Annotated in this window: 23 protein-coding genes; 13 read left to right on the top strand and 10 right to left on the bottom strand. The window is 70.9% G+C overall.

Annotated features, from left to right (window positions below; all coding sequences use genetic code 11):
• The first annotated feature begins 74 nt into the window (after positions 1 to 74).
• The 7 genes from aroQ (at position 75) to purH (ending at position 6,543) form a co-directional block, all read left to right on the top strand.
• Positions 75 to 518: a type II 3-dehydroquinate dehydratase gene (gene aroQ / locus WAT24_RS07780; protein WP_336807278.1), complete on the top strand. Its 444-nt coding sequence runs from the start codon at positions 75 to 77 to the stop codon at positions 516 to 518.
• Positions 519 to 582: 64 nt separating this feature from the next.
• A complete protein-coding gene (gene accB, locus WAT24_RS07785; protein ID WP_336807279.1) occupies positions 583 to 1,047 on the top strand; it encodes an acetyl-CoA carboxylase biotin carboxyl carrier protein in 465 nt (154 codons plus the stop codon).
• A 109-nt stretch (positions 1,048 to 1,156) separates the two neighbouring features.
• A complete protein-coding gene (gene accC, locus WAT24_RS07790; protein ID WP_336807280.1) occupies positions 1,157 to 2,524 on the top strand; it encodes an acetyl-CoA carboxylase biotin carboxylase subunit in 1,368 nt (455 codons plus the stop codon).
• Positions 2,525 to 2,567: 43 nt separating this feature from the next.
• Complete coding sequence (gene prmA, locus WAT24_RS07795; protein WP_336807281.1) at positions 2,568 to 3,464, top strand: 50S ribosomal protein L11 methyltransferase; 897 nt, start codon at positions 2,568 to 2,570, stop codon at positions 3,462 to 3,464.
• Positions 3,465 to 3,557: 93 nt separating this feature from the next.
• Positions 3,558 to 4,358 (top strand): zinc-ribbon and DUF3426 domain-containing protein, encoded by an 801-nt coding sequence (locus WAT24_RS07800; RefSeq protein ID WP_336807282.1) that lies wholly within the window; start codon positions 3,558 to 3,560, stop codon positions 4,356 to 4,358.
• A 157-nt stretch (positions 4,359 to 4,515) separates the two neighbouring features.
• The gene (locus WAT24_RS07805; RefSeq protein WP_425605276.1) at positions 4,516 to 4,806 is read left to right on the top strand and encodes a helix-turn-helix domain-containing protein; all 291 of its coding nucleotides are present in this window, start codon (positions 4,516 to 4,518) and stop codon (positions 4,804 to 4,806) included.
• A 114-nt stretch (positions 4,807 to 4,920) separates the two neighbouring features.
• Positions 4,921 to 6,543, top strand: a complete 1,623-nt coding sequence (purH, locus tag WAT24_RS07810; RefSeq protein WP_336807284.1) for a bifunctional phosphoribosylaminoimidazolecarboxamide formyltransferase/IMP cyclohydrolase — start codon at positions 4,921 to 4,923, stop codon at positions 6,541 to 6,543.
• Between the two features lie 134 nt (positions 6,544 to 6,677).
• On the opposite strand, the gene WAT24_RS07815 is transcribed toward purH, so the two are convergent.
• On the bottom strand, positions 6,678 to 6,962 hold the full coding sequence (locus tag WAT24_RS07815) for a hypothetical protein (protein WP_336807285.1): 285 nt from the start codon (positions 6,960 to 6,962) through the stop codon (positions 6,678 to 6,680).
• Between the two features lie 85 nt (positions 6,963 to 7,047).
• On the opposite strand from WAT24_RS07815, the gene WAT24_RS07820 reads away from it, so the two are divergent.
• The 3 genes from WAT24_RS07820 (at position 7,048) to WAT24_RS07830 (ending at position 8,997) form a co-directional block, all read left to right on the top strand.
• Entirely contained in the window at positions 7,048 to 7,758 is a 711-nt protein-coding gene (locus WAT24_RS07820) for a glutathione S-transferase (protein WP_336807286.1), read from the top strand.
• A gap of 64 nt (positions 7,759 to 7,822) precedes the next feature.
• Entirely contained in the window at positions 7,823 to 8,323 is a 501-nt protein-coding gene (locus WAT24_RS07825) for a MarR family winged helix-turn-helix transcriptional regulator (RefSeq protein ID WP_336807287.1), read from the top strand.
• The gene (locus tag WAT24_RS07830) at positions 8,320 to 8,997 is read left to right on the top strand and encodes a GNAT family N-acetyltransferase (RefSeq protein ID WP_336807288.1); all 678 of its coding nucleotides are present in this window, start codon (positions 8,320 to 8,322) and stop codon (positions 8,995 to 8,997) included. The genes WAT24_RS07825 and WAT24_RS07830 overlap by 4 nt, the downstream gene beginning before the upstream one ends.
• Before the next feature lie 4 nt (positions 8,998 to 9,001).
• Here the strand turns inward: WAT24_RS07830 and WAT24_RS07835 are convergent, their stop codons facing one another.
• Positions 9,002 to 9,433, bottom strand: coding sequence for an EamA family transporter (locus tag WAT24_RS07835; RefSeq protein WP_336807289.1), 432 nt, complete (start codon positions 9,431 to 9,433; stop codon positions 9,002 to 9,004).
• A 6-nt stretch (positions 9,434 to 9,439) separates the two neighbouring features.
• Positions 9,440 to 9,910: a DUF2782 domain-containing protein gene (locus WAT24_RS07840; RefSeq protein WP_336807290.1), complete on the bottom strand. Its 471-nt coding sequence runs from the start codon at positions 9,908 to 9,910 to the stop codon at positions 9,440 to 9,442.
• Between the two features lie 91 nt (positions 9,911 to 10,001).
• Between WAT24_RS07840 and polA the strand changes: the two genes are divergently transcribed.
• From polA to WAT24_RS07855, 3 genes are all read left to right on the top strand, one after another.
• Positions 10,002 to 12,728 carry a DNA polymerase I gene (gene polA, locus WAT24_RS07845; RefSeq protein WP_336807291.1) on the top strand — a complete coding sequence of 909 codons (2,727 nt, stop codon included), beginning with the start codon at positions 10,002 to 10,004 and terminating at the stop codon, positions 12,726 to 12,728.
• A 433-nt stretch (positions 12,729 to 13,161) separates the two neighbouring features.
• On the top strand, positions 13,162 to 13,380 hold the full coding sequence (locus WAT24_RS07850) for a hypothetical protein (RefSeq protein ID WP_336807292.1): 219 nt from the start codon (positions 13,162 to 13,164) through the stop codon (positions 13,378 to 13,380).
• 64 nt (positions 13,381 to 13,444) lie between these two features.
• Positions 13,445 to 15,733, top strand: coding sequence for a 3'-5' exonuclease (locus WAT24_RS07855; protein WP_336807293.1), 2,289 nt, complete (start codon positions 13,445 to 13,447; stop codon positions 15,731 to 15,733).
• A gap of 59 nt (positions 15,734 to 15,792) precedes the next feature.
• Here WAT24_RS07855 and WAT24_RS07860 read toward each other — a convergent pair whose 3' ends face one another.
• The 7 genes from WAT24_RS07860 to WAT24_RS07890 all read right to left on the bottom strand — a co-directional run bounded on the left by WAT24_RS07860 (position 15,793) and on the right by WAT24_RS07890 (position 21,584).
• A complete protein-coding gene (locus WAT24_RS07860; RefSeq protein ID WP_336807294.1) occupies positions 15,793 to 17,088 on the bottom strand; it encodes a S8 family serine peptidase in 1,296 nt (431 codons plus the stop codon).
• Positions 17,085 to 17,699 (bottom strand): anti-sigma factor family protein, encoded by a 615-nt coding sequence (locus tag WAT24_RS07865; protein ID WP_336807295.1) that lies wholly within the window; start codon positions 17,697 to 17,699, stop codon positions 17,085 to 17,087. The genes WAT24_RS07860 and WAT24_RS07865 overlap by 4 nt, the downstream gene beginning before the upstream one ends.
• Positions 17,696 to 18,280 carry an RNA polymerase sigma factor gene (locus WAT24_RS07870; protein WP_336807296.1) on the bottom strand — a complete coding sequence of 195 codons (585 nt, stop codon included), beginning with the start codon at positions 18,278 to 18,280 and terminating at the stop codon, positions 17,696 to 17,698. Before WAT24_RS07870 ends, WAT24_RS07865 begins: the two co-directional genes overlap by 4 nt.
• Before the next feature lie 80 nt (positions 18,281 to 18,360).
• Positions 18,361 to 19,155 (bottom strand): TorF family putative porin, encoded by a 795-nt coding sequence (locus WAT24_RS07875; RefSeq protein ID WP_336807297.1) that lies wholly within the window; start codon positions 19,153 to 19,155, stop codon positions 18,361 to 18,363.
• The gene (locus WAT24_RS07880) at positions 19,103 to 19,393 is read right to left on the bottom strand and encodes a c-type cytochrome (RefSeq protein WP_336807510.1); all 291 of its coding nucleotides are present in this window, start codon (positions 19,391 to 19,393) and stop codon (positions 19,103 to 19,105) included. Before WAT24_RS07880 ends, WAT24_RS07875 begins: the two co-directional genes overlap by 53 nt.
• A 189-nt stretch (positions 19,394 to 19,582) precedes the next feature.
• Positions 19,583 to 20,923, bottom strand: a complete 1,341-nt coding sequence (locus tag WAT24_RS07885) for a cytochrome C (protein WP_336807298.1) — start codon at positions 20,921 to 20,923, stop codon at positions 19,583 to 19,585.
• A gap of 43 nt (positions 20,924 to 20,966) precedes the next feature.
• A complete protein-coding gene (locus WAT24_RS07890; protein ID WP_336807299.1) occupies positions 20,967 to 21,584 on the bottom strand; it encodes a cytochrome b in 618 nt (205 codons plus the stop codon).
• Between the last annotated feature and the right edge of the window lie 74 nt (positions 21,585 to 21,658).

Raw genomic sequence — 21,658 nt, forward strand, 5'->3', positions numbered from 1 at the left:
ACTGGACAACAACGGTCCGGGCGCGCACACTTCGCCCCCTCGCCGGATCGCTCCGGCCAGCTGTCAGGTGTCGCGTGGCAAAGCTGCTGGTCCTGCACGGGCCCAACCTCAACCTGCTCGGTTCCCGCGAGCCGGCCATCTACGGCCGGGACACGCTCGCCGGGATCGACGCGCGCCTCGCCGCGCAGGCGCAGGCGGCCGGCCACACGCTGGTCAGCTTCCAGTCCAATGCCGAGCATGCCCTGGTCGAGCGCGTGCAGCAGGCAGGCGCCGAGGGCATCGACTGGATCCTGGTCAACCCGGCCGCCTTCACCCACACCAGCATCGCCCTGCGCGACGCTCTGGCGGCGGTGGCGATCCCGTTCATCGAGGTGCACCTGTCCAACGTGCACGCGCGCGAACCGTTCCGGCGCCACTCCTACCTGGCCGACCTGGCAGTGGGCGTGATCTGCGGCTTCGGCGCCGACAGCTACGCGCTGGCGCTGGACGCGGCCATGCGACGGCTCGCTCCCACCTGATTTCCCTGCAAGCTCTCTTTCAGAACCCAAGCCGCCCCGGCGGCCCGAGACAAAGGCAATCTCCATGGATCTGCGCAAGATCAAGAAGCTGATCGACCTGCTCGAGGAATCCAACCTCGCGGAACTGGAAATCAAGGAAGGCGAGGAGGTGGTCCGCCTCTCGCGCGTACCCAAGGGCGGCGTGACCGTCGCTGCCGCGCCGATGGCGGTCCAGGCCGCACCTGCCGCGCCGGCCCCCGCTCCGGCCGCGGCGCCGGCGGCGGAGATCCCAGCGGCCACGCCGGGCCTGCCCGAGGGCCACGTGGTCAAGGCGCCGATGGTGGGCACCTTCTACGCCTCGGCCACGCCCGGCGCGCCGGCCTTCGTCAAGGTCGGGCAGCAGGTGAAGGCCGGCGAGACGCTGGGCATCATCGAAGCGATGAAGATGTTCAACCAGATCGAGGCGGACGTCGCCGGCACGGTGCAGGCGATCCTGGTCGAGAACGGCCAGCCGGTGGAATTCGACCAGCCGCTGTTCGTCATCGCGTGATCAGGCGGGAAACGGGGAACAGGGCACAGAGAACGAAAAAGGCCGCGGCATCGCGCCCTTACCGTTCCCCGCTCGCCCTTCCCCGTGCCCTGCTCCTTCGGAGCTCCCCATGCTAGAAAAAGTCGTCATTGCCAACCGGGGCGAGATCGCGCTGCGCGTGCTGCGCGCCTGCCACAGCCTCGGCATCAAGACCGTCGCGGTGCACTCGACCGCCGACCGCAACCTCAAGCACGTGGGCCTGGCCGACGAGGCGATCTGCATCGGTCCGGCGCCCTCGACCGACAGCTACCTCAACATCCCGCGGATCATCGCCGCGGCGGAGATCACCGACGCCCAGGCCATCCACCCCGGCTACGGTTTCCTCTCCGAGCGCGCCGACTTCGCCGAGCAGGTCGAGCAGTCCGGCTTCATCTTCATCGGCCCGACCGCCGACGTGATCCGCCTGATGGGCGACAAGGTCGAGGCGATCAAGGCGATGAAAGCCGCCGGCGTGCCCTGCGTGCCCGGCTCCGGCGGACCCCTCGGCGACAACGTCGAGGAGAACATGCGGATCGCCCGCGAAATCGGCTACCCGGTGATCATCAAGGCGGCCGGCGGCGGTGGTGGCCGCGGCATGCGCGTGGTGCGCACCGAGGCGCACCTGGGCAACGCCATCACCATGACCAAGCAGGAGGCCAAGGCGGCCTTCGGCAACGACATGGTGTACATGGAGAAATTCCTGGAGAACCCGCGCCACGTGGAGATCCAGGTGCTGGCCGACGGCCAGGGCAACGCGATCCACCTGGGCGAGCGCGACTGCTCGATGCAGCGCCGCCACCAGAAGGTGGTCGAGGAGGCGCCGGCGCCCGGCATCACGCCGGAACTGCGCGCGCAGATCGGCCAGGTCTGCGTCGAGGCCTGCCTGCGGATCGGCTACCGCGGCGCCGGCACCTTCGAGTTCCTGTTCGAGAACGGGCGCTTCTACTTCATCGAGATGAATACCCGCATCCAGGTGGAGCATCCGGTGACCGAGCTGATCACCGGGGTGGACCTGGTGCGCGAGCAGTTGCTGATCGCCGGCGGCGAGAAGCTGTCGCTGCGACAGGAGGACATCCAGATCCGCGGCCACGCGATCGAGTGCCGCATCAACGCCGAGGATCCGGATACCTTCCTGCCCAGCCCCGGCGTGGTCAAGCGCTTCGAGGCACCGGGCGGCCCCGGCGTGCGCGTGGATACCCACCTCTACGACGGCTACCGCATCCCGCCCAACTACGACTCGATGATCGGCAAGCTGATCGTGCACGGCCCCGACCGCGAGACCGCAATCTGCCGCATGCGCCTGGCGCTGGCCGAGACGGTGATCGAGGGTGTCAAGTGCAACATCCCGCTGCAGCAGCGCATCATGGCCGACGCCGGCTTCCAGCACGGCGGCCAGAACATCCATTACCTGGAGAAGCGCATGGCCGAGCAGAAGGAACAGAAGCCCAGCGGCGAGTAACCCTCGCCGCCTCCTGCTCCTACATTGAACGACGATTGCATCGATGCCCTTTCTCGAACTGGCCCTCACCCTGCGCGCCGAGCAGCAGCCACGTGTGGAAGAAGCGCTGGAGGATCTCGGCGCGCTGTCCATCACGCTGCGCGACGCCGATGCCGAAACACCCGACGAGCAGGCGATCTTCGAGCCGGGCGTGGGCGAGCTGCCCCTGTGGCCGACCATCACTTTGGATGCGCTGTTCGACGCCGACACCGACCGGCGTGGCCTGGTCGGGGCGCTGGGCGAACTGCTGCCCTGGCTGGAGCCCGACCAGCTCGCCTTCCGCGAGGTCGCGGACGCGGACTGGGAGCGCGCCTGGATGGACCAGTTCCAGCCGATGGCCTTCGGCCGCCGGCTGTGGATCTACCCCTGGAACATCGAGCCGCCGCAGGCCGACGACCTGGTGGTGGTGCGACTGGATCCCGGCCTCGCCTTCGGCAGCGGCACGCACCCGACCACCGCGCTGTGCCTGGAATGGCTGGACGGGCTGCAGCTCGCCGGCACGCACGTGATCGACTACGGCTGCGGTTCGGGCATCCTGGCGATCGCCGCGCTGAAGCTGGGGGCGGCCACCGCGGTGGGCATCGACAACGACCCGCAGGCGCTCATCGCGTCGCTGGACAACGCCGCGCGCAACGGCGTGGCCGACCGTCTGCGCGTGTTCCTGCCGGGCGAAGAGCCGCGCGAGCCGGCCGACGTGTTCGTCGCCAACATCCTCGCCGGCCCGCTGGCCGAGCTGGCGCCCACCTTCGCCGCGGCGTGCAGACCGGGCGTGCCGTTCGCGATCTCCGGCATCCTCGCCGGCCAGCAGGACGAGCTGCTGGAGCGCTACGGCGAGTGGTTCGACGGACTGCAGGTGGACGTGCGCGAGGACTGGGTCCGCATCAGCGGCCGGCGCCGCTGACCTGCCGCGCGTTGCCCCGCGCCGGGCGCGGTGGCAGCGTGCGCCTGCGCACACCGCGCCCGGCGCCGGCGCAATACCTTTACCCTTGCGCGCATGTACACCCAGTGCCCCCACTGCCTGACCGTCTTCTCGCTCGACATACCCAAGCTTGGGCAGGGGCGAGGCCAGGCCGTGTGCACGACCTGCGGCGGCACCTTCGACGTCACCGCCACGCTGACCGACAAGCTGCCGCCGGAGCCGTTCCGGCTGTTGCCGGAACACGTGCGCTCGAAACATCCGCCACGGTTGGACCATGCGGTCTACCGGCCGGGTCCGGAGGTGCCGGCGAACGCCGGCAGGGCGGCCCAGCCCGAGGCAACCCAGGCGCCGGTCGAGCCGAGCTTCACCCCGCGCTTCGTGCAGGACCGCCGCGCGCCGCCCGCACGCGAGCGACGCTGGCCCTGGGTGGTCATGTGCCTGCTGCTGGCCTTGTTGCTGGCGGCGCAGGTGGCCTGGGCCAAGCGCGACCTGCTGATCGCCGACCCGGTCGTCGGCGCCTGGCTGCGGCAGGCCTGCGCGTCGCTCGGCTGCGAGTTGCCGCTGGTGCGCGACGTGCGCCGCCTGCATCTGGTCGCCCGCGACGTGCAGGCGCACCCGAGCGTGCCCGGCGCGCTGATGATCAGCGCCACCATCCGCAACGACGCCCCCTTCGCCCAGCCCTACCCGGTGGTCACGCTGATCCTGTCCGACGCCGACGGCCATCGCGTGGCGATGCGGCGCCTGCAGCCGGCCGAGTACCTGGACGACGCCGCGGCACTGCGCGCCGGCCTGGCCCCGGGAGCCAGCGCCGCGTTGCTGATCGAGGTGGCGGACCCGGGGGCGCGGGCGGTGGCGTTCGAGTTCGGTTTCGAATGAAACCGAAGCGCTGCGACGCAAGCACTTAAATTTATCGTCGCGCGCCGGTACACTCGCCCCCTCGCGCATGCTCCATCGCATGTCAAGCGCGCCGCCGGCGCAGATCCGCCATAACCATCGCAGCGGCCCACGCAGCCGCCGCACCGCTCGTGAGGTATTGCCTGTGAACGCCGTCCGATTGCCTGTGAACGAGGCCGTCCGGGAGATTCCGTCGTCGCAGAGCGCGCTGGGCGAGTGCGTCAGCCGCACCGTGCGTCGCTACCTTGCCGACATCGGCGACACCGAGTGCAGCGAAGGCCTGCACGCGCTGGTGATCCGCGAGGTCGAAGGACCGCTGCTGCGCGAGGTGCTCGCGTTCCACGATGGCAACCAGAGCCGTGCCGCCGCCGTGCTCGGCATCAACCGCGCCACCCTGCGCAAGAAGCTGGCCGCGCACGGCCTGCTGTAGGCGGACTGTCCGCGCTTCGCGCGATTTGGCCGTCTGGCCATCCAAACGCGATAGCCTGAAGCGGCCCGCCCGGTCGGGCTATAATTGCCGGCTTCCCCCTGCCTGGAAGCCGCCATGCCCGCCGCCGTCACGCCCATCCGTCGCGCCCTGCTCAGCGTCTCCGACAAGACCGGGCTGATCGAGCTGGGCCGCCGCCTCGCCGCCCAGGGCGTCGAGCTGCTGTCCACCGGCGGCAGCGCGAAGGCGCTGCGCGAGGCCGGCGTCGCGGTGACCGACGTCAGCGAGCTCACCGGCTTCCCCGAGATCATGGACGGCCGCGTCAAGACGCTGCACCCTAAGGTGCACGGCGGCCTGCTCGGCCGGCGTGGCACCGACGATGCGGTGATGGCCGAACTCGGCATCGCACCGATCGACCTGCTGGTGCTCAACCTCTATCCGTTCGAGCGGGCGGTCGCGCGCCCCGACTGCACGCTGGAAGAGGCGATCGAGAACATCGACATCGGCGGCCCGGCGATGCTGCGTTCGGCGGCGAAGAACTGGGCGGACGTCGGCGTGCTCACCTCGCCCGACCAGTACGAGGAGGCACTGGCGGAGATCGAGCGCGACGGCGGTCTCTCGCGTGCCACGCGCTTCCGTCTCGCGGTGGCCGCGTTCAACCGCGTCTCCGACTACGACGGCGCGATCAGCGACTACCTCTCGAGCCTCAAGCTCAACGAGGCATACGATGCCGTTGCCGGCCACGAGACCTTCGGCGGCCAGGCCAACGGCCGCTTCGTCAAGGTGATGGACCTGCGCTACGGCGAGAACCCGCACCAGCAGGCGGCGTTCTACCGCGACCTGTACCCGGCGCCGGGGACGCTGGCGACCTTCCGCCAGTTGCAGGGCAAGGAACTGTCGTTCAACAACATCGCCGACGCCGACGCCGCGTGGGAGTGCGTGCGCAGCTTCGTCAAGCCGGCCTGCGTGATCGTCAAGCACGCCAACCCCTGCGGCGTGGCGGTGAGCCTGGAGGGGACGGCCAGGGCCTACGACCTGGCATTCCAGACCGATCCCACCTCGGCCTTCGGCGGCATCATCGCGTTCAATCGCGAGCTTGACGGCGCCACCGCACGCGCGATCGTCGAGCGCCAGTTCGTCGAGGTGGTGCTGGCCCCGGGCTACGCCGACGACGCGCTCAAGGCCTTCGCGAAGAAGGGCAACGTGCGCGTGCTGGAGATCCCGCCGCCGGCCAACGCCGACCTGGAGCGGGGCGACCTGCGCGCGCCGCACCCGGGCATGAACGTCAAGCGCGTCGGTTCCGGCCTGCTGATCCAGACCGCCGACACCGGCATGATCGGGGCGGCCGACCTCAAGGTGGTGACCAAGCGCGCGCCCACGCCCGGGCAGATCGACGACCTGATCTTCGCCTGGAAGGTGGCCAAGTTCGTCAAGTCCAACGCCATCGTCTACGCGAAGAACCGCCAGACCATCGGCATCGGCGCGGGCCAGATGAGCCGCGTGTACAGCGCGAAGATCGCCGGCATCAAGGCGGCCGACGAGAAGCTCGAAGTGCGCGGCTCGGTGATGGCGTCCGATGCGTTCTTCCCCTTCCGGGACGGCATCGATGCCGCGGCCGAGGCCGGCATCGCCGCGGTGATCCAGCCCGGCGGCTCGATGCGCGACGCCGAGGTGATCGCCGCCGCCGACCAGCACGACATGGCCATGGTGTTCACCGGCATGCGCCACTTCCGCCACTGAACGAAGCTCGCGCGAGCAGGGTCGCCCCCTCGGTGCCCATGCAGGAGCGAGCCCGCTCGCGATGATTGCGGTCGGGCGGCCAAGCCTCTTGCAGCCACCGGCCGCTTCGCCCCCGGCACCTCGTGAACGAGGGGCTACATGAAGCGCTGCACCAACGCGCGCCACTCGTCCTCGGGCGGGACATCGCAGAACGGCAGCCCTGCCCGCCGGTACCAGTAGCCGGCGTTGTCGGCATCCCCTTCGAGGCGATGCAGGTGCGCGTGGATCGCCGCGGCACCGGCATCGTCCAGCGCCTGCACCAGGCGATGGGCGCGGTCGGCTTCGCCGCGGCGCAGCCACCACAGCGCCTGCAGGTGAACGGGCAGGCCGGCGGGTGGTTCGCTGCCGGCGAGCGAGGTGTCGAAGGCGGATCGGTCCATGGCGGCTCCTTGGGGCGGGCGGGTCCTCACGATGCTTTGTGGTACCGCCTGCGAGGCTTGGCAAGGGCCCCGCGGAGCCACACGCATGATCTACGAGCTCTACTACTGGACCGGCATTCCCGGCCGCGGCGAGTTCGTCCGGCTGGCACTGGAGGACGCCGGCGCCGACTACGTCGACGTCTGCCGCGAACGCGGCGATGCGCTGATGGACGCCTTCCTTTCCGGCGAGCACGAGCATGCGTTGCCTTTCGCGCCGCCCTTCCTGCGGGCCGGCCGCCTGCTGATCGCGCAGACCGCCGCCATCCTCGACTACCTGGGCCAGCACCTGGGCCTGGTACCCGAGGGCGAGGCGCGCCGCATCCAGGCCAACCAGTTGCAGCTGACCATCGCCGACCTGGTCGCCGAGGTCCACGACAGCCACCACCCGGTCGCCGCGCGCCTGTACTACGAGGACCAGCAGGTCGAAGCGGCGCGGCGCGCCGCCGACCTGCGCCAGCACCGGCTGCCCAAGTACCTGGGCTACTTCGAACGCGTGCTCGAGCGCGCCGATGGCCGCCATGCGCTGGGCAGCCCGTCCTACGTGGACCTCTCGCTGTTCCAGTTGCTCGCCGGCCTGCACTACGCCTTTCCGCGCGCGATGGCGCGCCTCCGCCCGGGCCTGCCGCGCCTGCATGCGCTGGCCGAGGAGGTGGCCGCCCGCCCGCGCATCGCGGCCTACCTCGCCTCGCCCCGGCGCCTGCCGTTCAACGAGAGCGGAATCTTCCGCCATTACCCGGCGCTGGACGATGCCGCCTGAGGTGCCGCAGCGCTTGCACCAGGGCCGGCGGCCGCCTAGCCTATGTGCAGGCATATAACTGGGTATGGAAATGGAAGACGTGCTGCGTGCCCTGGGGCACCTCACACTGGGCAGCCGGCTGCGGCGCATCGGCGAGCGCCTGCAGGCGACCACCCAGGCCTACCTCGCGACGGTGGGGATCGACGTCCCGGCGGCCCAGCTGCCGGTGCTGGCCACGCTGGACCGCCACGGGCCGCTGACCGTCGGCGAACTCGCCCAGGCCCTGCGTCTGACTCAGCCCGGCGTCACGCGCATGGCCGACAGGCTGCAGCGGGCGGGCCTGGTCACCTCGCGGCGCCTGGCCGGCGACCAGCGCGTGCGGCGGTTGGCGCTGTCCGCCGGAGGCAGGCGCCTGATCGACCAGGCCAGGCAGCGCGTCTGGCCGGTCATCGAGGCGGCCCTGGCCGACCAGTGCGCCGGGCTGTCCGGCACGCTGCTGCAGCAGCTGGATGCGTTCGAGGATGCGTTGCTCGGCGGCAGCATCGAGGCGCGGCTGGCCACCCGCTCCGCAGCGAAACGGCGATGATCCTGCTGGATCGCCCGGTCTGGGCCAGCCTGACCACACACCACGCGACCCTCTCGCAAGGCGACGACCTTGCGCGCCGCTACCTGCCGCAGGTCAACCTGTTCGCCTCCGCCCGGGACGACGCTGGCGAGGCATTGGAGCGCCTGGCCCGCCTGGTGGAACCGGGCGGCCGCGCCTTCATCCTGCAGGTGCCGACGATCCGGGTGCCGCCGGGGCTGGTCGAACTCAAGCGGGCTCGCGGGGTGCAGATGGTCGCGCGCGAACCGCTCGCCGCGCCGCCGGAGCAGGATGGCATCGTCGCCCTCGGCGAGGCCGATGCCCCCGAGATGCTGGCCCTGGCCACGCTCACCCAGCCCGGCCCGTTCCTGCCGCAGACCCATCGCATGGGCCGCTTCGTTGGCATTCGCATCGACGGGCGCCTGGCCGCGATGGCCGGCGAGCGCTTCCGCTTTCCGGGGCATACCGAGGTGAGCGGCGTGTGCACCCATCCGGACCATCGCGGACGCGGCCTGGCGCGGCGGCTGTCGCGGCACGTGGCGGCCGCCATTGCCGCGCGCGGCGACACCGCGTTCCTGCATGCCTGGGCGGACAACGCCGCGGCGATCGCGCTCTATCGCAGCCTGGGCTTCACCCTGCGTGCCGAAGTGGACGTCGCGGTGCTGGCCCACCGCTAGCCGCTCAGCCCAGCGCCACCAGTATCGCCCCCACGACGATCAGCCCGCCGCCGGCGAGCACCAGCGGGCTGGCCTTCTCGCCCAGCAGCAGCATGCCCAGCACCATGGCCAGCGCCACGCTGAGCTTGTCGATCGGCGCCACGCGGCTGACCGGCCCGAGCTGCAGCGCGCGGTAGTAGCACAGCCAGGACAGCCCCGTGGCGACGCCCGAGAGCACCAGGAACAGCCAGCTGTGCCAGGGCAGCCCGGACGGGCGTGCCCATTCGCCGCGCAGGCCGAGCAGCCCGGCGGTGACCAGCAGGATCACCACCGTACGGATGAAGGTCGCCAGGTTGGAGTTGATCCCGGCCACGCCGAGCTTGCCGAACAGCGCGGTCAGCGCGGCGAAGAACGCCGAGCCCAGCGCGAACAGCAGCCAGCCCGGGCGCGGACCCACGGCCGCTCAGTCGCCGCCGTTCGCCGACGAGGCGGCCTCGGCCGGCTTGCTCTTGCCCCACTCCATGATCTTGTACATCACCGGGCGGGCCGGCTTCTGCCCGTGCTCGTCGACCAGGCGGCCGCTCGGGTCGACCATGTAGGTCTGCGCGATGCCGCTGGGCGGCGTCACCACCACCATGTAGAGCTGACCGTTGCGGCGGTACTCCTGCACCGTGTTCTCGCCTTGCCGGTGCACGCTGACTTCGGGCATCGGTTCGCCGGAGCGGATCGGTGCCGGCAGGGTCGGCTGCAGCGAGCTGCCGCTTGGCGCCGGGGTCGTTGCGGCCGCCGGGGCCGGCACCGGGGCCACCGCCTTGACACCGGGGTCGTTCATCCCCGGCGGCGGCGGCACGTTGGCCGGCGGCGGCGCGGACTGGGCGATGGCCGGCGCGGCCAGCAGGGTGGGAACGAGGACGAACGCGGCAGAAAGCTTCATGGGGGGCTCCGTCGGTTTGCGCGAGCATAGCAGCGGCATCGGCTCCGACCGGTGAACCGCGGCCGCATGGCACGCGTGCGAGAATGCCCGGATGCCACAACTCATCCTGATCGACGGGTCCTCGTACCTGTACCGCGCCTTCCACGCCCTGCCGCCGCTGTCCAACGCGCGCGGCGAGCCCACCGGCGCGCTGTTCGGCGTGGTCAACATGCTGCGCGCCACGCTCAAGGCGCAGCCGGACTACCTCGCCTTCGTCTGCGACGCGCCCGGACGCACCTTCCGCGACGACCTCTACGAGAGCTACAAGGCCAACCGCCCGGCGATGCCGGACGACCTGCGCGCGCAGGTCGAGCCGATGATGGCGATCGTCGGCGCGCTCGGCTTTCCGATCCTGTGCATCCCGGGCGTGGAGGCCGACGACGTGATCGGCACGCTGGCGCTGCAGGCGCAGGCGCAGGGCATCGACGTCACCATCTCCACCGGCGACAAGGACCTGGCCCAGCTGGTCGGCCCGCGCGTGAAGCTGGTCAACACCATGACCAACGTGACGCTGGACGTCGTCGGCGTCACCGAGAAGTTCGGCGTGCCGCCCGAGCGTATCGTCGATTTCCTGAGTCTCACCGGTGACAGCATCGACAACGTGCCGGGCGTGACCAAGTGCGGACCCAAGACCGCCGCCAAGTGGCTGGCCGAGTACGGCTCGCTGGAGGGCGTGATCGCCAACGCCGACAAGGTCGGCGGCAAGATCGGCGAGTACCTGCGCGAGGCGCTGCCCACCCTGCCGCTGTCGCGCGAACTGGTCACCATCCGCACCGACATCGCGCTCGAACTCGAACCCACCGACCTCACCCTGCGCGAGCGCGACACCGCGGCCTTGCGGGAACTGTTCACCCGCTACGAGTTCAAGGCGGCGCTGCGCGAGCTCGACGCCGAGACGCTGGGCGAACCGGGTCCCGCGCCGGCGCCCGCGGCCGCGCCCGTGCAGGCCGTGCCCGCCCCCGCCGCGGCACGGCCGGGCCAGTACGAACTGGTCACCTCGCCGGAGCGCTTCGAGCACTGGCTGCAGAAGCTGCGCGAGGCGCCGCTGATCGCCTTCGACACCGAGACCAGCGACATCGACGCCATGCGCGCCGAGCTGATCGGGCTGTCCTTCGCGGTCGAGCCGGGCAAGGCCTGCTACATCCCGGTCGCGCACGACTACCCCGGCGCGCCCTGGCAGCTGGACCGCGACCAGGTGCTGCACGCGTTGAAGCCGCTGCTGGAGGACCCATCCCGGCCCAAGCTCGGCCAGCACTCCAAGTACGACATCAACGTGCTGTCGCACTACGGCATCGAGCTGCGGGGGCTGGCGCACGACTCCATGCTGGCCTCCTACGTGTGGAACGCCACCGCCACGCGCCACGACATGGATTCGCTGGCCAGCCGCTACCTCAACTACCAGACGATCAAGTACGAGGACGTGGCCGGCAAGGGCGCCCGCCAGATCCCGTTCTCGCAGGTCGACCTGGATACCGCCTGCCGCTACGCCGCCGAGGACGCTGACATCACCCTGCGCCTGCACGAGGCGCTGCAGCCGATGCTGGCCGGCGTGCCGGCGCTCAGGCGCGTGTACGAGGAGATCGAAGTGCCGCTGGTGCCCGTGCTCGCCGGCATGGAGCGCCGTGGCGTCCTGATCGACACGGACGAACTGCGCGCGCAGAGCCAGGAGCTCGGCAAGCGCATGCTCGAGCTGCAGCGCCAGGCCTATGCCGAGGCCGGCTGCGAATTCAGCCTGGACTCGCCCAAGCAGCTGCAGACGATCCTGTTCGACCAGCTCGGCCTGCCGGCCAAGCTCAAGACGCCCAAGGGCCAGCCCTCGACCAACGAGGAGGCGCTCGAGGCCATCGCCGACGAGCACGCGCTGCCGCGGCTGATCCTGGACTACCGCGGCCTGGCCAAGCTGCGCTCGACCTACACGGACAAGCTGGCCCAGATGGTCAACCCGCGCACCGGCCGCGTGCACACCTGCTACCACCAGGCGGCGGTGGCGACCGGGCGCATTTCCTCCTCCGACCCGAACCTGCAGAACATCCCGGTGCGCACCGAGGAAGGCCGGCGCATCCGCGCCGCCTTCATCGCCCCGCCGGGCTGGGTGGTGATGGCGGCCGACTACTCGCAGATCGAGCTGCGCATCATGGCGCACCTCTCGGGCGACGGGGCGCTGCTGCGCGCGTTCACCAGTGGCGGCGACGTGCACCGCGCCACCGCTGCCGAGGTGTTCGGCGTGCCGCCGGAGGAGATCACGCTCAACCAGCGCCGCGCCGCCAAGGCGATCAACTTCGGCCTGATGTACGGCATGAGCGCGTTCGGCCTGGCACGCCAGCTCGGTATCGACCGCGGCGAGGCCAGCGACTACATGGCGCGCTACTTCGCCCGTTTCGCCGGCGTGCGCGCGTTCATGGACGCCACCCGCGAACAGGCGCACCGCGATGGTTACGTGGAAACGATCTTCGGCCGCCGGCTGTACCTGGAGAACCTCAAGGCGCGCAATCAGGCGCTGCGCGCCGGCGCCGAGCGCGCCGCGGTGAACGCGCCGATGCAGGGAAGCGCCGCCGACATCATCAAGCGGGCGATGATCGCCCTCGGCGCCTGGCTGCACGACCGCACCGACGCCCACATGCTGATGCAGGTGCACGACGAACTGGTCTTCGAGGTGCAGGAGGACGCGGTGGACACCGTGCGCCAGGCCATCATCGAGCGCATGTCCGGCGCCGCCGAGCTGGCCGTGCCGCTGGTGGTCGACGTGGGCGTGGGGGCGAACTGGGAGCAGGCGCACTAGCTTCACCGCTTTACGCCCCTCTCCCCCGGGAAGAAGACGGGGTCAGGGGCGGGTCTTGCGAAAAACTTGCGTCGGGCGGCTTTACAAGAAGCACACGGGCGCGGGGCTTCGGCGAGCCCGGCCTCTCACCCCAGCCCTCTCGCCGGAGAGGAAAGGAGCAGGATCGTGCGAATGAACGGATCCTGACCTGTTCCCGGCGCCTTGAAACTTTCCCTTCCCGGACGCATCCAAGGTTCCGGATGCGCGCAACGGCATCCACGACCCGTCCACCTCCCTGAGCGGGTCAAACGGATGCGAACCTCTCCCCTGGGCTTCGCATCCACCCCGGCCCCGAAGGTTCCCCCTAGCCTTCGGGGCTTTTTCGTGCCTTCACGGAACGTTTCGGGCGAAGGCGGCTACATGGGACAGCGTACTCAACCGCAAGGAGAGAGCCATGCGCACCGGTCTCATCATCGTCGGCATCATCCTGTTGATCGCCGGCATCTGGATCACCGTCGGGAACGGCAGCTACAAGGACACCGACACCGTCGCCCAGCTGGGTCCCGCCAAGATCGAGGCCACCCACGAGAAGGCCGTGCCGCAGTGGATCGGGATCGCCGGCATCGTCGTCGGCGGGCTGTTGACGATCGGCGGTTTCGTCAAGAAGAGCTGATCGCGCGGCAACCTGGGGGGGTGCTCCGCGCGGCGCGCTTGACACCCACCGGTACAATGGGTCGATGGATGTTTCGTATCTGATCGACTCGCTGAACGACGCGCAGCGCGAGGCCGTCTGCGCGTCGCCCGGCCACTACCTGGTGCTGGCCGGCGCCGGTTCCGGCAAGACCCGCGTGCTGACCCACCGCATCGGCTGGCTGACCCAGGTCGAGCGCGTGCCGCCATGGGCGGTGCTGGCGGTGACCTTCACCAACAAGGCCGCCGGCGAGATGCGCGCGCGGCTGGAGTCGCTGATCCCCGGCGGCACCACCGGCCTCACCGTCGGCACCTTCCACGGCATCGCGCACCGGCTGTTGCGCCGGCACTGGCGCGAAGCCGGCCTGCCGGAGGGCTTCCAGATCCTCGATGCCGACGACCAGCAGCGCCTGGTCAAGCGCGTGGTGGCCGGGCTTGGCCTGGACGAGGCGCGCTTCCCGCCGCGCCAGGCGACCTGGCAGATCAACGGCTGGAAGGACGAGGGCAAGCGCCCCGACGCCATCGAGCACGGCAACCACCCGGTGACCCGCACGCTGGTACAGATCTACCAGGCTTACGAAGAGGCCTGCCGCCGCGCCGGCCTGGCCGACTTCGCCGAGCTGCTGCTGCGCGCCCACGAGCTGTGGTTGAAGAACCCGGCCGTGCTGGAGCACTACCAGCAGCGCTGGCGCTACCTGCTGATCGACGAGTTCCAGGACACCAACGCGCTGCAGTACGCCTGGATCCGCGTGCTGGCGGGCGATGTCGGCAAGGTCTTCGCCGTCGGCGACGACGACCAGTCGATCTACGGCTGGCGCGGCGCCAAGGTGGAGAACATGCAGCAGTTCCTGCGCGACTTCCCCGGCGCGCGCACGATCAAGCTGGAGCAGAACTACCGCTCCACCGCGACGATCCTGAAGGCCGCCAACGCGGTGATCGCGCGCAACGGCAGCCGCCTGGGCAAGCAGCTGTGGACCGCCGGCGAGGCCGGTGAGCGCATTGCGCTGTACGCCGCCTACAACGAGCAGGACGAGGCGCGCTTCGTCATCGAGCGCATCCGCGAGTACATCGCCGAGCACGGCAACGCCAAGGACTGCGCGATCCTGTACCGCTCCAACGCACAGTCGCGCAATTTCGAAGAGCAGCTGATCCAGCGCGACATTCCCTATCGCGTCTACGGCGGCCTGCGCTTCTTCGAGCGCGCCGAGATCAAGGACGCGCTGGCCTACCTGCGCCTGACCGCCAACCGCCACGACGACGCCGCCTTCGAGCGCGCCGTGAACACGCCGCCGCGCGGCATCGGCGAGCGCACGCTGGACGCACTGCGCCGCCGCGCACGCGCCGAGGCCAGTTCGCTGTGGGAGGCGGCGCTGGGCGAGCTGACCGACGGGCGCGAACTGGCCGGGCGCGCCAGGAATGCGGTGAAGGGCTTCCTGGCGCTGATCGACCAGATGGCCAGGGACTTCGCCCCCTCCCCCCTCCGCGGAGAGGGCTGGGGCGAGGGGCTGCCCGAAGCGGGAGTTCCAGGCCAGCCCGGCCCCTCACCCAACCCTCTCTCCGGAGTGGAGAGGGCTCAAGGCGGCGGCCTCACCCTCGCCGAACAGGTCGACCACGCGATCACCCACACCGGCCTGCGCGACCACTACGAGAAGGACAGCCGCGGCAACGGCGAGGCGCGGGTGGAAAACCTGGACGAGCTGGTCAACGTGGCCAGCCGCTTCGTGATGACGCCGGAGGACCTCGAGGCCGGCCTCGGCGAACTGGACGCCTTCCTCGCCCATGCCGCGCTGGAGGCGGGCGAGGGCCAGGGCGAGGCCTGGGACGACTGCGTGCAGCTGATGACGCTGCATTCGGCCAAGGGTCTGGAGTTCCCGCTGGTGTTCCTGGTCGGCATGGAGGAAGGGCTGTTTCCCAGCCAGCGTTCGGTCGAGGACGAGGGCCGGCTGGAGGAGGAGCGGCGCCTGGCCTACGTCGGCATCACCCGCGCGCGCGAGCGGCTGGTGGTCACCCACGCCGAGTCGCGCCGCATGCACGGCACCGAGATGCTGGCCCGGCCCTCGCGCTTCCTCGCCGAGATGCCCGCCGAGCTGATCGACGAGGTGCGCCCACGCGTGCAGGTCAGCCGCCCGCTGTACGCCGGCCGCCACGCGGAGGCGAACTCGCTGCAGGAAGAGCTGCCGATCAAGCTCGGCCAGCGCGTCAGTCATCCGAGCTTCGGCGAAGGCGTGGTGGTCAGTGCCGAGGGCAGCGGCGCGCACACGCGCCTGCAGGTCAACTTCGCCGACGCCGGCAGCAAGTGGCTGGTGGCGGCCTACGCCAACCTCACACCCTTGTGACCCGCACCGGCAGACGGAACGCCGTGACGCCGGCGCCGGTCACGCCACCCCGACCGGCGTCACCGACGATCGCCCGCCACCTCGGTGCGCGCAAGGCGGCGCAGGCCGGCGACGGCGCGCGCCGCATCGACCTGCAGTCCCTCCGCGGCCGGCCGGCTGCTGGCCAGCAGCAGCCCGTGGATCGCCTCGGCGTCCAGCCCGGGATCGATCGCCAGCAGCAACGCGACGATGCCGCTGACGTGCGCGGCGGCCATGGAGGAACCGGAACTGAAGTCGTAGCCGCCACCGGGCTCGGTGCTCAGGATGTCGTGCCCCGGCGCGCTCAGCACACCCGGCGGCGCCGGCGCTCCGGAGGTGACGCGCACCACCAGCACGCCGGGCACGCCGTCGGGAAAGCCGCCCATGCGTCCGCCGGGCGGCAACGCGGTGACCACGACGCGGCCCTGCTGCAGCAGTTGCCCGAGCAGCCGGGCCAGCAGCGGATCGGCGGGACCACCCAGGCTGAGGTTGACCACGCGCGCGTCGGTCTCGACGATAGCCGCCAGCGCCTTGGCCAGGGTGAACGAGTTGCAGCGCGCGCCCGGGGCACCGGCGGCGGCGTACCAGCAGGCCTTGTACACGTCGAGCACCGTATCGGGCGCCATGCCCACGATGCCCAGGTGGTTGTTGCCGGTGGCGGCGATGATCCCGGCCACTTCGGTGCCATGACGGTCGCCAGCGAACGTGTTGGCGTCGCCGTCGACCAGGTCGCGGGTGCTGCGGATGCGCCCGCGCAGGTCGGGGTGCGCCGGATCGGCGCCGGTATCGACCACGGCGACGGCGGTGCCCCCGCCCTGGCTGGTGTTGTGGGCGAGCGCGGCATCGGTTTCCACGAAGCCGCGCTGCAGCTCGGCGTAGGGGTCGTTGTAGTGGCGCGGCCGCGCGTCGTCCTCGCCGTAGGTGGCGAACTCGTGCAGCGGTTCGGCCAGTTGCACGCGTCCGTCGCGCGCCAGCGCGGCGAGCATCGCCTCGCGGGTGGTGCCCCGCGGTGGCCGCAGCACCACGCAATAGAGCTGCAGGGTACGGATCGGCCAGCCGGCCACCTCGTGCCAGCCGTACTGTTCGCGCAACGCGGCGAGCGTCGCCGACGCGCGCCGGCCGGCGCCGTAGTGCCCCGTGATCGTGTAGCCGAGCAGATTCGAACCGGCGTGGATGGCCGGGGGTTCGAGGGGATTGTCCACCGCGAGCACGATGTCGCGACTGCCGTCCATCGCGGTCGCGGTTGGCGCATCCGTGCCGGCCGAACGCGCCGGCACCCGCGCGCAGCCGGCCAGGGCCAGCGCGAGGGCGACGAGCGCGAGGGCGCGGCCGTTCATGGTGCGGGGCTGGCGGGTTCCGCGAGACGGATGCCCGGGGCCGCGCGCAGGCGCCGCACGGCATCGCCGGTCGAGTCACCGGCCGGCACCACGGTGTAGGCGCCGACGTCGTTCGGACCGCCGATCACCCGCAGCCCCAGGCCGTGCAGCAGGGCGTTCCAGTCAGCCAGCTTCATGCCCGGATCCGGCACCACGTGGATCGCGCCGGGTGCGGAGGGGGGTGCCGCCTGGCTGAGCGTGCGATAGGCCGCTACCGGACGCTCCGACCACAGCTTCACGCCGAGGGTGCCGATACCGACGGCCTGCAGCAGCACGGCCGCCACCAGCGCGCGCGTCAGCCAGCCGCCCGCGCGCTGAGGCGGGGCCTGCTCGGGCTCGGGGCGGTCCAGGCGCGCCAGCAGGCGCTCCAGCCCCACCCCCGGGTCGGGGGCGTTTTCGGGCGGCAGCGACAGCGCCAGCTGCAGCCGGCTCTGCTGCTCGAACTCGACGCGGCAATCGGCGCACTCGGCCAGGTGCCGCGCGAGCCAGTCGCCTTGTTCTCGTGGCGCGCTGCCTTGCAGGACCCAGGGCATGGCCTCCCAGGCGCGCGCGCATCCGTTCGGGAGTGTCATGGCAGTGTCTCGTGTCGGGAAGCCGTGTCGCCGGCCAGCGCCGGCAGCACGTTGCGCAGCTTCACGCGCGCATAGAACAGGCGCGCCTTCACCGTGCCGACCGGGCACTGCATGATGGCGGCCACTTCGTCCAGGCCGTGGCCCACGCCGTAGACCAGCTCGACCACCACGCGCTGGTCCACCGACAGGCGCTCGAGCCCCTTGGCCAGCCAGTCGCGCAGCTCGCGATCCTCGCCGGGATCGTGGGCGGCGCTGCGCTCCTCGCGCAGCGGATCGCTCTCGACCGGCTCGTCGCCGTGCTGGCGCAGGGCTTTCAGGCCGCAGCGGTAGGCGATGCCCATGATCCAGGTGGAGACGCGCGAGTCGCCGTGGAAGTTGCCGGCCTTCTGCCAGGCAATCCAGAAGCAGTCGTTGATGACCTCTTCGATGATGTCGCTGCGCCGGGTCAGGCGCGACAGGAAGCGGCACAACCGCCCGTGGTAGCTGCGGTAGAGCACGGACAGCGCGTCGCGGTCGCCCGCCGACATGCGCTGGAGCAGCATGCGGTCGGTGGCGTCGGCGTTGGAATCGGCGTCGGTCATGGTTGCGCAGGGACGGCGGTCGGAACCCGACCGTTCGCCCGGTAGGTGCCCGCCCGGGGCGGAAAGGTTGCTCCCAAAGCTCAGAAAGACCAAGCGACCGTGGCCAGCCACGGCGACAGCCCGCCGGTGCCGCGGCGTGGATACGGGGCGTTGTCGGTAGCGATACGGTCGAGCTCGACGCGCCAGCGCCCTGCGGCGAACACCAGCCCGGCCTGGCCGTAGCGGTAGTAGTCGGTTTCGCCGGCGCCGTAGTAGCCGTGGGCATGCTGGAAGCCTGCCACCCCGAGGCCCGCGGCCAGCGACAGGTGCCGCGTGAGCGGCCAGCGCAGGTTGGCCTCGGCAGCCGGCTCGGTGCGCGCATCGCGGACGCCGGTGGGCCGGAACGCCGACAGGTTCAGCGTCAGCACGTCGCGGTAGATCCAGGTCAGGTTGGCTTCCACGCGGTGATACGGCCGGGCCCGGCCACGGCGCGGCGTGTCGTAGTAGAGCAGGCTTCCCTGCACCTGCCAGTCGTCCGACACCGCCCAGGCGCGGGAGACCTCGGCCAGCGCCTCGGCCAGTCGTCCCGGCGAGTGCCATTCGGTGCTCGCCGCCACGCCCAGCGACCAGCCGGGCCGCGGGCTCCAGTGCAGGTCGCCCTGCAGGACCGGTGTGCCCGGGGTGATCGGCAGTCCGCGATCGACCAGCTGCGAGCTCAGCGCCACGGTGCCGCCGAACGGTGCGGCCTGGGCGTGCGCCGGCCTGCCGGGCAGGCCCAGGGCGAGGGCGAGGAGAAGCGGGAAAGGCAGGGCCCGCCGCAGTCGCGCGGGCGGCCACGCCGCGTCAGTGGACGGTGGCCAGGAAGCTGATGAGATCGTCCAGTTGCGTGGCGTCATCCAGGCCATCGTACTTCATCCTCGTACCCGGATTGGCCCGCTTGGCCGGCTGCGAAAGGTAGCTGCGCAGCTTGTCCCGCGTCCACACCCAGTCGGCCCGCTTGAGCGCGTCGGAGTAGTGGTAGTCCGGCAGCGCACCGGCGTGGCGGCCGACGATGCCGAACAGGCTCGGCCCCTTCTTGTTGCGGCCCTGCCGCACGCTGTGGCACTCCGAGCACTCCGAGCGGAACACGTCCATGCCCGCGGACGGATCACCCGCCGCCGCCAGTCGCGGACCCAGCAGAAGAAGGACCACCAGGACCAGCCACGGCAGACGGTGCCACAGGGACAGCTTGCTCACGCTTCACTCCCGGCTTCCGGTTGTGCTTGTCCACGGCTCCCGCGAGCGGGAGCCGATCGACCGAAGGGCTTGCCCAGGTCCGGCCACCTAGAAGGCCAGGCTGAGCGACACGAAGAAGGCGTTCAGGTCCGCCGCGTCCGTGACCGGCGCGCCCGGCGGCGCGCCGAAGATGTTGGAGCCGCGGCCGTTGAACTTGCTGAAGCGGAACCAGGTGGCGGCGAGCTTCATGTTGGCGATCGAGGTGAATGAGTCCTCCTTGCCGAAAGGCGTCCAGAACACGCTGAGCAGGTTGCTGGTGGTGTCCGGGTCGCCATAGGGCGGAAAGCGCACCGGATCCCGCGAGCCCGTGCTGATCAGGTGGCTCGCGGTGATCCCGAAGCTCTGCCTGAAGATGTAGGTGGCCGACAGGGTCTGGTCGTGCGCCGAGCCGTGCGCGTGGGCGAACAGGCCCGGAACGCCGGGCGTGCTGCCGTAGTGGCGCCGCTCGTAGACGTTCACGTAGCTCAGCTGGACGATGTGCTCGCGGTTGCCCAGGAACTGGTAGCTGAAGTCGTAGCCGAGGTCGGTGAGGTCGTCGCTCGGCGCGTTGCGCGGCAGCTGGCGCTTGGTGGACAGCGCCACCACGCCGGCGGAGAGGAACTGGCGCTTGAGATCCTTCATCCAGGCCAGGCGCAGGTAGGCCGTGTCGCTCAGCTTGCCCGGGTCGCCGGACACCGCATAACCGAGGTCGTCCTGCCGCGCGGCGGACAGCGAGCGATAGCTGCCCACCTCGCCGTACCACTGCGCGTCGTAGAAGCCGTAGACGGTGGCGCCGATCACGCGGTTGGCCGGCGCGTTCGGGCTGGAGGCATTGAGCAGGGTGCCGGTGGTGCCGGGTGGTCCCAGGTACGACGGGGCCGGCAGCACGCCGATCGGGTCGGTGAAGCCCGGATTGTTGTTCACGCTCACGCCGAGGGTGAGGTCGCGCCCGCGCACCTGCAGGTCCTTCAGCACGTAGCGCAGGTCCACGTTGCTCAGCCTGGTGTCGTAGTCGCCGGCGCCGGTGCGGTCGGCCTCCACCTTGACGAAGCCGCCCACGTGGTCGGTCAGCCGGCCGGCCAGGAACAGGTCCGCCTCGGTCAGGCGGGTCGAGCTGTCGCCGCGCGAGGGGTTGGTGTACTGCCCGATCAGCTGCGCCGCCAGCGGCAGCTGGATGCCTTCGCCGTTGGTCTCGGTGAAGCCGTTGATCTTGAAGCGCATCCCGTAGGGCGTGAGCGCCGGACCGTAGGCGGCGGTGTGGCAGTCGGCGCAGGCCGACCCGGTCTGCCGGGCGAACACCGGCGTCGCCTGCGCCGGCAGGCCGGTGACGGCCGCCAGTAGAAGCACGCTGCCCCACAACCGTCCGGCGATGCCACGTCCACGTGCCTGTCGTTTTCCATCAGCCATCATCGTCACTCCCCGTTGAACCATGCGGCGGGCGGCCCGCCTCCCCTCAATCCCTGGTGCGGAACCCCATCGCGCGCAGCACCCCGTCGCGCCGCACGAAGTGGTGCCAGAGCGCCGCCGCCACGTGCAGCAGGGTGAGCGCGAGCAACGCCCAGGCGGCGCCCTGGTGCCACACCAGCAGTTCGTCGGCCAGGTCCAGGTCCGGCGGCACCAGTTGTGGCAGCGGCAGGCCGAGCAGGTCCACCGGCTTGCCTTCGGCGTTGCTCAGCATCCAGCCCAGCATCGGCAGCACCAGGAGCGCGCCGTACAGCGCCGCGTGGGTCAGCTCGGCGGCGGCACGCAACGGCCGGGAAGGGCAGCCCGGGTCCGGCAGCGGGCCGAGCCGCAGGCGCACCGCGATGCGCAGCGCGAACAGCAGCAGCACGGCCAGGCCGAGGTGGCGGTGGATCTCCAAGAGGGCGGCACGCAACGCCCTGCCACCGACCTGCGCACGGGCCAGGATCACGGCGGCGGCGAGCAGCAGCGCCAGCACGGTCAGCCAGTGCAACGCCACCACCAGGCGCGGACGCGCCCGCGGCGATGTGTCCGTGGAGGCGCGCGCCTGGTCGGCCTGGCGCCCCACGAGTGGCGCGCTCGCGGAAACGCCGCCCTCGCAGTCGGACATCTTCTCGTTTGCCGATCCCATCCGAAGCCCTGTCCTCCACCCGTGGTCGTCGTTCGCGACGGGCCGGCCGCCCG

It is taken from the genome of Fulvimonas yonginensis (assembly GCF_037137055.1).
Taxonomy (GTDB): Bacteria; Pseudomonadota; Gammaproteobacteria; order Xanthomonadales; family Rhodanobacteraceae; genus Frateuria_A; species Frateuria_A yonginensis.